Source organism: Corynebacterium sp. MSK071 (assembly GCF_030232125.1).
Taxonomy (GTDB): domain Bacteria; phylum Actinomycetota; class Actinomycetes; order Mycobacteriales; family Mycobacteriaceae; genus Corynebacterium; species Corynebacterium kefirresidentii.
The window spans coordinates 1-12,069 of the sequence record NZ_JASPJA010000003.1 but is presented as its reverse complement, the minus strand read 5'-3'; the positions used below and the strand labels follow the sequence as shown (position 1 = coordinate 12,069).

The window sequence follows — 12,069 nt, the reverse complement described above, 5'->3', positions numbered from 1 at the left end:
GCTACCAGCGCCACCTATCGATAGCGGCGCTCGGCGCGCGGATAGCGGCGGCCGCTTCCAGTCACCGGGCGACCAAATTGCTCTTCGCGCACACGGGAGCGTGGCTCCTGCGGGCGGGCGTGACGCCCCCGCTGCTTCTTTTTCGGCTTAGACACCGGCTGCGGCTCGCCAATGAAAAAGAGGCGATCAAAAAACGGGCGGCCAAAGTTCTGCATTGCGGAAATCTGCATCGGCTCGTGGCGCGCTACATTGCACAGCACGCCCATCGAACCGATGGTGATAATCGCCGCGGTACCGCCGGCGGAGATCATGGGCAGCTGAATACCGGTCACTGGCAGCAGGCCAATGACATAGCCAATATTGACGAAGGCCTGAGTAACCACACCGATGGTCAACGAGGCGGCGAGCAAAGATTGGAACTGATTCTGTGCCCGCATCGCGGTGCGCAGGCCCACATATCCCAAAGCGGCAAAGAGCAAGATAACGAGCGCGCCGCCCCACCAGCCAAGCTCCTCACCCACGATGGCGTAAATAAAGTCATTTTTCGCCTCTGGCAGGTAGAACCACTTGGCGCGGGATTGGCCGATGCCAACGCCCCAGAAGCCGCCGTCGGCAAGCGAGAGAAAGCCCTGATAAGACTGGAAACCAGTGCCTTGAGTATCGGAGATATTGCCCAACAAGGCGTCGAAATAGGTGTGGAAGCGATTCGAGCGGAAACCGCCTTTCAAGAAAATCCCAATCAACCCCAAGACCGCGGCAACGCCAATCGTTGCGGGAACTCTCCAGTCAACGCCGGCGAAAATGAGGGTAAAGACCACCACGATGGCGAAGGACAACGCCATGCCCATGTCCCCTTGACCGACGATGAGCAAAAACATTCCTGCAGAAATAAAGGAATACATCATGAAGGGGTCAGAAAGCTTCATGGATTTGTGTTCCTTGTCAGCCAGGACGCTCGCACCAAACATGCCTACGGCAATGCGCGCGAGTTCCGAAGGCTGCAAGGAAAACGGACCGAGGTAAATCCACGACTGCGAACCCACCTCTTCACGGCCGGTGCCTACACCGGGGATAAGCACCGCAATGAGCAAAATAATAGAAAGGCCCACGATCCACGGCACGCACTTGCGCAAAGTATGTGGCGAAACCTGCAGGCCCAGCCAAAAGGCAAGGAGACCAAAAAACACCATGACGCACTGCCGTAGCGCCTGGTTCCACACCCCGCCGTCCTCCGTCAATGACGTGGCCATTGAAGAGGAAAAGACCATGAGCACACCAATGCCCACGAGTGTGAAAATGATAAAGCGCAACAGCTGATAATCCAGGCCGGCCTGCTGGCGGGCTTGCTCGCGCAGCTCACGAACGCGGTCGCCAAAGCTCTTGGAGCGCGGGCGCTGCTGGGAGGTGGCCGTCATATGTTCTCCTGATCTTCAATATCTAGCTCTAGTCGCGGGTGAGCTCCCGCGCGGCTACGGCAAAGAAGTCACCGCGTTGAGCCATGCCGGTATACATATCCAACGATGCCGCAGCCGGTGCCAAAAGGACGGTATCCCCGGCTTCGGCGTGTTGCAGTGCAGCATCCACCGCTGCATTCATGGCCGCGGCAGGGTCGTTGCTTTGGATAACGTCTACAGGTGCATGTGGTGCGTGTTCGGCCAGTGCTTGGGCGATTTCTTGCCTATCCGCGCCGAGAACTACCGCGGCCTTGATCTGGGCGGCGTGCTTGGCGACGAGCCCGTCTACCTCCGCCCCCTTCAACTGCCCGCCGGCAATCCATACAACGGAATTGAGCCCTTTTAGCGCCGCATCCGCTGCGTGTGGGTTGGTGGCCTTGGAGTTATCGATGAAACTGATGCCGGAATGCTCATGAATCACAGCGCCACGGTGCCCGGCGACGGTATACGCTGCCAGCCCCTGCGCGATGGAGCGCGGGCTAGCGCCTGCCAAGCGCGCGACGCTTGCTGCGGCCGCAGCGTCCAAGACTCCTGCCAAGCCAGCGGGCTCGATACCCTCGGCGGAAGCGAGATCCTCCCGCTCCTGGGCGAGCCGAGAGAGAAGGCGGCCGGCGCTTACGCCTACCTCCCCCTCTGCAGGTTCAGCGGCGGTAAAGCCGTATAGATTAGCTGTATTCTCGGCGTAGCGCACCGCCGCGTCATCGTCCTTGCCCACGACGGCGGCTTGGCCGTCGAGCACCTTGGCTTTGGCCTGCGCATAAGCGTCGAACGAGCCATGCCAATCGAGGTGGTCTTCTGCCAAGTTCAACAGCACGCCCACATCTGGGCGCAACTGGCTAGACCAGTGCAGCTGGAAAGAAGAAAGCTCGGCACAAAGGACGTCGACGCGAGGGGTGGCGGTGAGGGCGTCGAAAAGCGAAACGCCAATATTGCCCACCGCCAGTGCGCGCTTGCCGGTGCGCTCGGCATCGGCCTGCATAATCTGGGCCAACATTCCGGTGGTGGTGGTTTTGCCGTTAGTTCCGGTGACCACTAACCAGGTGCGCGGTGCCCCGAAGACGCCGGATCGGTCCAAGCGATAGGCAAGCTCCACATCGCCGATCACCTCTACCCCAGCGTTCTGAAAAGCAACCAACAAAGGCGAGTCAGGACGCCAGCCGGGCGAGGTAATCACGAGGTCAAACTCGCTTTGGGCAGCGGAGTCAACGGAAACCGTAGCTACGCCGTAGTCCTCCGCCAACGCCTCTAGAGCAGCCTCGTTGGAATCTGCCACGGTAATATCCACGCCGAGTCTGGTGAGCATAGCGACGCAACCGCGCCCGGATACTCCCGCCCCAGCCACGAGCACGCGACCGCGCAAGGAGGATGGCAACTCGGTCATCTGTTTTTCCTCTTTCCTCGATAAAGCTAGAAGGCGTGAGTCTTAAGAACTAAAACCGACCGCGGACAGCCAGTCACCATAAAAGATGCATACGCCGGCAATGGCGGCCATGGCGCTGAGCAACCAAAAGCGAGTGACCACGGCGGTCTCTGCCCAGCCACCGTTTTCAAAGTGATGGTGGATGGGCGCCATGCGGAAAAAGCGCTTTCCGGTGCTGCGGAAGACGATGATCTGGATAACCACGGAGACCGTCTCAATAACGAAGATGGCGCCGATGATGATCATGAGCAGCTCGGTACGGGTGGTCACGGACAGGCCAGCGACGAGACCACCGAGTGCTAGTGAGCCGGTATCGCCCATAAAGATTTTCGCCGGTGCGGCATTCCACCACAAAAAGCCCAAGCAACCGCCCAGGCCAGCTGCAGCCAGCACGGCGAGGTCGAGTGGGTCACGGACCTCATAGCACCCCGCCGCGGGCGACACCGCGCAAGAGTTGCGGAACTGCCAGAAGGAAATGAGCGCGTAGGCTCCCATGACCATCGCAGTGGTGCCGGCGGCCAAACCGTCGAGGCCGTCGGTGAGGTTTACGGCATTCGACCACGCCGCGATGAGTAGATAGAGAAAGACCAAGAAAACGATGGTGCCGATAATGGCGCCGCCCACGGCGATATCGAAGGTGTCAAAATCGCGGACGAAGGACAGGTTTGTAGACGCCGGGGTCAAGCCGTGTGCATCTGGGAACTGCAGTGCCAAGATGCCGAAGATAAGCGCGACGGCTAGTTGACCTACCAGCTTGGCGGTCTTATTGAGGCCGAGGTTACGCTTTTTAAACAGCTTGATGAAGTCATCGGCAAAGCCCAGTCCGCCCAAGCCCATGGTGAGGAAGTAGACCAAGAGACCGGAGGGGCTAAAGCCACCGTTGCCCGTCACGCGGGCGTAAATGCCCACCACAAGGTAGGCCACAGTGATGGCGAGCAAAATCGCCAGTCCGCCCATGGTTGGGGTGCCGCGCTTGCGTAGGTGCAGCTGTGGCCCGTCCTCACGGATTTCCTGCCCCTTGCCTACGCCGGAAAAATAGCGGACCAACATGGGAGTGGTAAAAATCGCGACGAGGAAGCTGAGGATGCCCGCGATAATGATCTGAGTCATTGCTAGAGGTCTTTCTCCTTGTACTGAGGACTAACGGCGATTGAGCTTTTCTGCCACGCGCCACAGGCGCTGGGCATTCGATGACTTGATGAGGACAACGTCTTTGGCCTCGCGCTCCGCCCAGTCTTCGATGCCGGCAGGCGCTACCCTAATGATGTCTTCGACCGCCGCCGCAGCGGTGTCAACATCTGGGCTGATAGTAGTATTTATACCCTGCGCCCGTGCGGCCTCGACCATCGCCCTCATATTCTCGTTATCTCCCACGGCCACGAGGTAGCCAACGTGGTATTTGGAAAGGACCTCGCCCAATGTGCGGTGGGCAGCCACCGCTTCGCCGCCGAGTTCTCCCATCTCACCGAGCACGGCGATGGCTCGGGCATCCGGACGAGCGGCTGAGGTATAGGCCAGCGCGGCAATCGCCGCGTGCATGGAATCGGGATTGGCATTATAGGAGTCATCGATGGTGGTGACTCCATCGCGGCGGGTGCGTACGTCCATGCGGTGTTCGGAGGCATTTTGGTGCCCCGATAGCGCGCTGGCTACCACCTGCGGGTCCATGCCTGATTCAATGGCTGCGGCCGCCGCTGCCAAAGCATTAGATACTTGGTGCCGGCCAAAGACCTGCAGTTTTACTGGAAGCGGGTCTGTGCCCGGCGCATGCAGCACGAACGAGGGGCGGGCCACATCATCGAGCTGGATTTCACTGGCGTAGTACTGGGCGTCGGCAGCCGGCGGCTTATTTGCCGAGTAGTAAACCACCTTTGCTGAGGTGCGTGGCGCCATGCCGGCGACAAAGGGATCATCGGCATTGAGCACAGCGACCCCGCCCTCAGCGGCCGAGGGCAGGGCCTCCACAAGCTCGCCTTTGGCTTGGGCGATGTTTTCACGCGAGCCAAACTCGCCTAGGTGAGCGGTGCCGACGTTGAGCACTACGCCCACGGTGGGTGCGGTAATAGTTGTCAGGTGGCGGATATGGCCAATTCCGCGGGCAGACATTTCGGCAACAAGGAAGCGAGTGTGCTCATCACAGCGCAAAGCGGTATAGGGCAGACCGACCTCGTTATTAAAGGAACCAGGAGGGGCAACGGTATCGCCCTCTGCGCGGAAAATAGTGGCCAGCAGGTCCTTGGTGGAGGTCTTTCCGGCTGAGCCGGTCACACCGACTATCTCTAGGCCCTGCTCCGCGGTCAGGCGGCGGGTGACTTCCCTGGCAATATCGGACAGCGCCTGGACAACCGCAGCGGCAGAGCCGTCCTCGTCGTGAGCATAGATATCCGCGTTCGCAGCATCACCGGTAACGCGGCCTTGAGGCTTGACGACGACCGCCGGAACGCCGACCGGCCGCGCGGCAAGCACCGCTACAGCGCCCTGCTCAATGGCCTTTTCCGCATAGTCGTGGCCATCCACTCGGGCGCCGGGCAGGGCAAGAAACAACCCGCCTGTGGTTACCTTCCGGGAATCGAATTCGATGAACCCGGTAACGCGCTGGTCTGGGTCAGAGACGCAATCGAGGCTGCCCCCGGTGATTTCGGCAATATCGGCAATAGAAAGTGGAATCATGACTACTCCTTCGCATCCCTAAGGGTATCGCGCGGTAGGGTTCCGGCCAGTTTCTTCTCGATGGCGCGTGCCATTTCTTCGCGGTCATCAAAGTGCAAGGTTTTCCCGTTAACAAGTTGGCCCACCTCGTGGCCCTTGCCGACGACGATGACGGCATCGCCTGGCTCGGCCCAGTCAACGACTTCATCGATGGCACGGGCACGAGAACCTACCTCACGAATATCGCCCTGGGGCGCGGCTTCGCGTGCACCGTCCACCACCGCAGCACGAATAGTGGCAGGGTCCTCAGAGCGTGGGTTGTCATCGGTGACCACAGTGAGGTCAGCGCGGGTGGCCGCGGCAGCGCCCATGATGGGGCGTTTTGAGCTATCACGGTCTCCGCCGGCGCCGACGACGATGCCGACGCGCCCCTTGGTTCCTTCTAGTTGGCCGCGCAGAGTATCAAGCACCGCGGCGATAGCTGCCGGCTTATGGGCATAGTCCACCACGGCCACAAAGTCTTGGCCGCGGTCGATGCGCTCCATACGGCCGGGAACAGCGACCTTTTCCACGCCCGAGAGGAACTCCGCCGGCTCCTCTCCTACCGCTACGGCCATGCCCAGCGCCAAACAGGCATTGGCGATATTGAACTCGCCAGGCAGTGGCAACCGGAAGGAGAAATCGGCACCGTCATAGTTCAAGGCGACCTCTTGGGCGCCGGTAGCCTCGGTGGCGGTTTGGTGCGCAGAAATCGTGGCCGCAGCCCCCTGAGTGGCCACCGTGGTTACGGGGTGGCCAGCGCTCTCGGCGACGCCGCGCATGCGCCCGCCCCACTCATCATCGAGGCAGATTACAGCCTGCTCGGCCGCCTGTTCCCCAGCAAAGAGCTTGGCCTTAGCTTCAAAGTAGTCCTCCATGGTGGGGTGAAAATCCAGGTGATCCTGGCTTAAATTCGTAAACCCGCCCACGGCAAACCGGGTTCCGCGCACGCGTCCCAACTCCAGTGCATGCGAAGATACCTCCATCACCACGTGGGTGACGCCCTCGCTTTTCATGCGCGCGAATAGCTCTTGCAAGGTAGGTGCCTCGGGAGTAGTAAGCGAGGTAGGAACCGGGGTGCGGTTAATACGAGTACCGGTGGTACCGATAAGCCCCACGGAATGCCCAGCATGGAGCAGACCAGCTTCAAGCAGGTAGCTCGTGGTGGTCTTGCCGGAGGTACCGGTGACGCCAATGACCGTCAGTTCCCGGGTGGGGTGGCCATAAATTTCAGCGGAAATCGGACCGAGCACGGCACGAATATCGTCCACCACCACAATGGGGCGGGTCTCTTGGGCCCGGCTGAGCAGGTCGAGTCCGGCGGCGTCGGTAAGCACAGCCGCAGCCTTAGTATCGCGGGCGAACTGCGCGCCGTGTGCACGTGTGCCCGGCAGGGCGGCAAAAAGCGCGCCCTCAGGCAGACGGGAAGAATCCAGCCCGCACGCGGAGACCTCCACGGAGGCATCACCAATGACGCGCCCGCCAGAAAGCTGGGCGAGAGTATCCAATGAAACGGTCATACTAAGCTCCTATTGTGCCCGCAGGGTCAGCCGCGGTGCTGGTTTCGAAGTCGGAATATTGTCACGGTTGAGCAGCCAGGAGGCGATGTCTCGGAAAATCGGCGCTGCCGATTGGCCGCCGCCTCCATTGTCCTCCACACCGGATTTGGGTTCATCCAACATGACGGCAACGACGAAGCGCGGATCATCGGCCGGTGCGATACCGGCAAAGGTGATCCAATAGGCGGAGTTCGAATAGGCCCCGGTATTCGGATCGACCTTTTGAGCTGTACCAGTCTTGCCGGAGAGCTGATAACCCTTGAGTTGCGCATTACCGGCCGTGCCATTTTGCAGGCCAGCGTCATCGTCTTGGAAGACGGCCCGGAACATATCCACCGTTGTCTTGGCGGTTTCAGGGCTTATCACCTGGGTCTTTTTTGGCTCCTCCAGCTTTTCTTCCTTGCCGTCTGGCCCCTTCACAGAGTCAATGATGCGCGGCTCGATGCGCTCGCCGCCATTTGCCAATGTTTGGTACACGCTCGCCATCTGCAAGGTGGTCCAGGACTGGCCCTGACCAATGGGCAGGTTGGCGAAGGTGCCGCCGGACCATTGCTCCAGGTCCGGCACGCTACCGGCAGATTCATTCGGTAGTTCTACGCCGGTGGTATTACCCAAACCAAACTTTTCCAAGTACTTCGCGTACTTTTCTTGGCCCAATTTATCGGCAAGCATCAAGGTGCCCACATTGGAGGATTTACCAAAGATGCCGGTCGTTGTATAGGGCTCGGTGCCGTGCTGCCACGCATCGTTAACGGTCACACCCGCCATATCGATGGATCCCGGAACCTGGTGCACCTCGTCCGGGGTGGTCACTCCCTCTTGCAATGCGGCAGCAGCGGTAACCACCTTGGCTACAGAGCCTGGCTCATAAGGGTGCGAGACGCTGTGGTTTTCAAAGTCTTTGCCCTCATCGAGCTGATCCTCAATATTCTTGTTGGGATCTACGGTATCGGTATTGGCCATGGCGAGAACTTGGCCGGTCGCAGCATCAAGGACCACAGCCTCCGCGCCAGAAGCCTTGGAGTTGGCCTTGGCCTTCTCCAGCTTTTGCTGCACATAAGTCTGCAGGTCCAAATCGAGGGTGAGGGTGACATCGCGGCCATCAACGGTATCAACGACATCACGGAGCGTGCCGGGGATAACCTGGCCATCCGCGGATACGTCCTCGGTTGACTGGCCGTCAATGCCGGTTAGTTCCGTATCGCGCGCGGCCTCGAAGCCAAATTGGCCATGGCCATCCATGGATACCTTGCCCACGACATTCTCCCCAATAGCGCCATTGGGGTACTGGCGAATGTCTTGCCGGTCTGCTGCCACTCCGTGGTACTTATTGGAAATCTCTACGGCTACATCCGGATCGACATTGCGCACCAATACCTCGTATTGGGTATCGGCCTTGAGCTTATTAAGAATGTCTTCCTTTTCCACCTTGGAGGTCGAAGCTCCCGAATCCTCAATCATCTTCGGGATTCCCTCCGCCATGTCTTTGAGGGTCTCCTCCATTTTCTGGTTGAGGAAGCTATCGAGCTTCTTATCGTCCATACCCTCAGTCGAGCCGTCATTCTGGGCCTCGATTTCGGCCTTGTCTTTTAGCTCATCGCGCAGACGAGTAGGTGAGACGGTCAAGGACCGAGACTTCATCGTATAAGCCAAGCGCTGGCCGTCGCGGTCTAAAATCTCTCCCCTACGGGCCGGCTCAATATAGACGCGCTCGCGCTGAGTTACGGCCTTGGCGGAAAGGTCCGGACCCCATACGAGCTGCACCCAGGCTAGTCGGCCGACAAGGACAACCATAGCCACGAGCACCACGGAGACGATAATGCGCAGACGCTTGCGCATCAGCTTCTTTTGCGGCACCGCGGAGCTGGTGGTGCGGCGCGGGCGGCGCCTAGCCCTACTTGGCGTAGTCACAGTCCAATGTCACCTTCCCTATTTCCGCCACAATTTCTTGCGTGTATTGATTGTGCCCTACAAAAGTCAGAATGCCCGCGCCACCACGCGCGAGCATCATCATTTTCACCGAATATTCTTTCCTAGCTACTCCGGCTACTCGGCGCGGCTGGCGTACGGCGCACGTGCGGGAAGGTTGGGGCGCGCGTCATCCTGCGCGGCGCCGGTATTCCCGGCATCACCGCCGCGGGTGGTGCGCTGTTGGCCTTGCGGCACGGCGTTTAAGGAATCCGAGAGGCCTTCAGTATCCTTCGGGTCGCTGGAAGCTTGGCCGGGGCGGATAGGTTCTCCGTTTACGTCAATAAGCTTTTCCGTATCCGGGGTGCCTTCGCGCTTATCGACGATCTTTCCATCGCCGCCGACTTCCGCAATACCTGGCTGCTTAGGAATGGCCATGCCCATTTCATCCGCACGGCGCGCGATGTCTGCAGAAGAGCTGAGATTTTCTGCATCACGGTTGAGGGTTTCAATCTGGTTATCCAGTTGGGAATCCTGAACGGTGAGCTGTTGGATGGCAAAGGTTTGCTTGGTAGACAAACCGGACAGCCACATTGCCACAGCTACGCCGACGATGAGAAGCGTAAGCGCGATGACAGACAGGCGGGCAAACAGCCCGCTCTTCTTAGTCTGCGGCTGCAGCTGCCGGCCGCGGAAGCTAACAACCTGCTTCGATCCCAGGCGGTTCGTGCTGCGGCTGCGGTGCGGAACCCGGGTGCGGCTCGGGGCACGCTTCGTGCTGGGACGCTCACGCAGCGCCGTCGGGGCTCCGGTATCGATTCCGGTGGTGAAGTCTCGGCTGGCGCCCATGGTGCGAGTGGCCTCTCTGTCGCGGCTGTCAGTCTTTAGGTGGTTTCGACGTGGGATTGTGCTCATGGCCTGCCTCCCGGCGGTAGAAATTCTGGCATTCCCTCGAGCCTTTCGATGGCACGAACACGCACCGACGCGGCCCGGGAATTTTCTGCAATCTCCTCTTCGGAGGCCTTTTCCGCGCCTCGCGTCACGATTGTGAATTTCGGCGCGGTGCCAGGAAGGTCCATTGGCAGTCCGGCCGGAGTTGTGGACGTGGTCAATTCTTTAAAGGCCGCCTTCACGATGCGGTCTTCCAAGGACTGGTAACTCATAAATACGGCACGGCCTCCTACCGATAGTGCTTGGGTAGTAACCGGCAGCACATTTTCGATAGCCTCCAACTCGCGGTTGACCTCGACGCGCAAGGCTTGAAAGGTGCGCTTCGCGGGGTGTCCCCCTGTACGCCGGGTCGCGGCCGGAATGGCGTCGTAAAGCAGCTCAACTAAGCGCGCGGAGTTAGTGAAAGGCTCCTTACCGCGCTCCTTCAGTACAGCCGAGGCAATTTTCCCGGCAAAACGCTCATCGCCATAGGTCTTGAGGATCCGAGCCAAATCACCGTGCGAATAGGTGTTGAGCACATCCGCCGCAGTAATCCCCTGCGAGGGATCCATACGCATATCCAGCGGTGCATCCGTCTTGTACGCGAATCCGCGATCCGCCTGATCGAGCTGCATCGAAGAAACGCCAAGGTCAAAGAGGGCTCCCGCAAGGCCAACGCTGCGGGCCAGATCAAAGTTATAGCCCTCGCCTTCCGCAATGGCACTGCCCAACTCATCAAAGCGAGCGTTGACGCCAATGAAGCGATCGCCATAAGGAGCTAGACGTTCGGTTGCGTTGCGCAGCGCCTGCTGATCGCGGTCTACGCCAATCACTCGGACATTGGGGAAAGCTTCTAGAAAATAGCGGGTGTGGCCGCCGGCGCCCAAGGTGGCGTCAACAAGCACGGCATTATCCCCCGCCATTTCTACTTGGGGGCGCAGGAGATCGGCCATGCGCTCGCGCATGACAGGCACATGGCCGTGATTATCAGCCACGTCATAATTTAGGTTTTCAATAGCCATGTCTCCCCGCAACCCCCTTTCTTCGAATCCCGGAATTCCAGTGGTGGAAAGCATGCGAGTGCGTATAGGGCCCTGTCCGAGGCAGGTTTCTGATATCGGGGAAGTACACCAGAATCATCCGCCTCGGACAGAGTCCTTACACGCACTCTTGTGCAGGCTTAGAGCAAGCCCGCCAGTACGTCATCGGCATCTGCGGCCGAATAAGCATCTTCAGTTTGCGACTGGTACTCGGCCCACGCGGCCGCGTCCCAAATTTCGAGAAAGTCCACAGAGCCAACCACAACGCATTCCTTGGACAGGTTCGCGTACTCCCGATGCCCCGCGGACAACGTGATTCGACCATGCCCGTCCGGTCGCTGTTCGTCCGCACTTGCTGCCAAGTTGCGAATGAAAGCGCGTGCTTCTGGGTTGGTTCGAGAAACCGCCGCTGCCTTCCGTGCTCGTGCCGCAAACTCCTCCCGTGGGTACACGGCCAACGAGTGGTCCTGCCCCTTGGTGACCATAAGGCCACCCGCGAGTTCATCGCGAAACTTTGCCGGAAGCGTAAGACGTCCTTTGTCATCGAGCTTCGGAGTGTAGGTTCCGAGAAACATCCCGGCATCCACCTTCCTTACTCGAAAACTCCGGATTCTCTCACTTCAGAATCGAGACGTTGAAGCCCCTCTTTCCTCCGCTGCGCCCCACTCTACCCCACTTTCCCCCACCTAACCCACTTATTGCCGCGTGTCTTTCAGTTAGTCCACAATTTCCCGCAGCTAGATAGCGGTTTCTTCAGTGGGAAGAAATCCCCTAAAAGACCTTGACAGCCCACTACAGCCACCCCTTACGCACCACCCGCAACACCAATATAATGCGCCCCGATTCCCTCACCTCCCCCATATCCTGTGTTATCAAGGCGTTTTGACTGGACTAACGGGAAAGCTACCCCACAACAGCCCACCGAACGCTTCTCCGGTGGGGCAAAGTGGGGAATTTTGGTTGGATACAAAAATCCCCGGTCAACCTTTACTGTGAACTGCTCCCCATTAGTTGGACTGAGAAATCAGTTACCTACTAGTGGGGAGCAGTTGTATGCGTGAACGTAGTTC

At 59.3% G+C, this 12,069-nt stretch carries 9 protein-coding genes; all 9 read right to left on the bottom strand.

What is annotated here, in order from left to right; translation table 11 throughout:
* Positions 1 to 14: 14 nt before the first annotated feature.
* Positions 15 to 1,415, bottom strand: coding sequence for an FtsW/RodA/SpoVE family cell cycle protein (locus tag QP990_RS02690; protein WP_200288865.1), 1,401 nt, complete (start codon positions 1,413 to 1,415; stop codon positions 15 to 17).
* Positions 1,416 to 1,443: 28 nt separating this feature from the next.
* Complete coding sequence (murD, locus tag QP990_RS02685) at positions 1,444 to 2,835, bottom strand: UDP-N-acetylmuramoyl-L-alanine--D-glutamate ligase (RefSeq protein ID WP_284798309.1); 1,392 nt, start codon at positions 2,833 to 2,835, stop codon at positions 1,444 to 1,446.
* Positions 2,836 to 2,877: 42 nt separating this feature from the next.
* Positions 2,878 to 3,984: a phospho-N-acetylmuramoyl-pentapeptide-transferase gene (gene mraY / locus QP990_RS02680; RefSeq protein WP_023021199.1), complete on the bottom strand. Its 1,107-nt coding sequence runs from the start codon at positions 3,982 to 3,984 to the stop codon at positions 2,878 to 2,880.
* Positions 3,985 to 4,014: 30 nt separating this feature from the next.
* Positions 4,015 to 5,544 (bottom strand): UDP-N-acetylmuramoyl-tripeptide--D-alanyl-D-alanine ligase, encoded by a 1,530-nt coding sequence (murF, locus tag QP990_RS02675; protein WP_284798305.1) that lies wholly within the window; start codon positions 5,542 to 5,544, stop codon positions 4,015 to 4,017.
* Positions 5,545 to 5,546: 2 nt separating this feature from the next.
* Entirely contained in the window at positions 5,547 to 7,082 is a 1,536-nt protein-coding gene (locus tag QP990_RS02670) for a UDP-N-acetylmuramoyl-L-alanyl-D-glutamate--2,6-diaminopimelate ligase (RefSeq protein WP_284798303.1), read from the bottom strand.
* 9 nt (positions 7,083 to 7,091) lie between these two features.
* Positions 7,092 to 8,960, bottom strand: a complete 1,869-nt coding sequence (locus tag QP990_RS02665; RefSeq protein ID WP_034655422.1) for a penicillin-binding protein 2 — start codon at positions 8,958 to 8,960, stop codon at positions 7,092 to 7,094.
* 207 nt (positions 8,961 to 9,167) lie between these two features.
* On the bottom strand, positions 9,168 to 9,944 hold the full coding sequence (locus tag QP990_RS02660; RefSeq protein WP_259825123.1) for a hypothetical protein: 777 nt from the start codon (positions 9,942 to 9,944) through the stop codon (positions 9,168 to 9,170).
* Positions 9,941 to 10,981, bottom strand: coding sequence for a 16S rRNA (cytosine(1402)-N(4))-methyltransferase RsmH (rsmH, locus tag QP990_RS02655; protein WP_396127271.1), 1,041 nt, complete (start codon positions 10,979 to 10,981; stop codon positions 9,941 to 9,943). Before rsmH ends, QP990_RS02660 begins: the two co-directional genes overlap by 4 nt.
* A gap of 158 nt (positions 10,982 to 11,139) precedes the next feature.
* Entirely contained in the window at positions 11,140 to 11,574 is a 435-nt protein-coding gene (gene mraZ / locus QP990_RS02650) for a division/cell wall cluster transcriptional repressor MraZ (RefSeq protein WP_005324499.1), read from the bottom strand.
* Positions 11,575 to 12,069 lie beyond the last annotated feature (495 nt).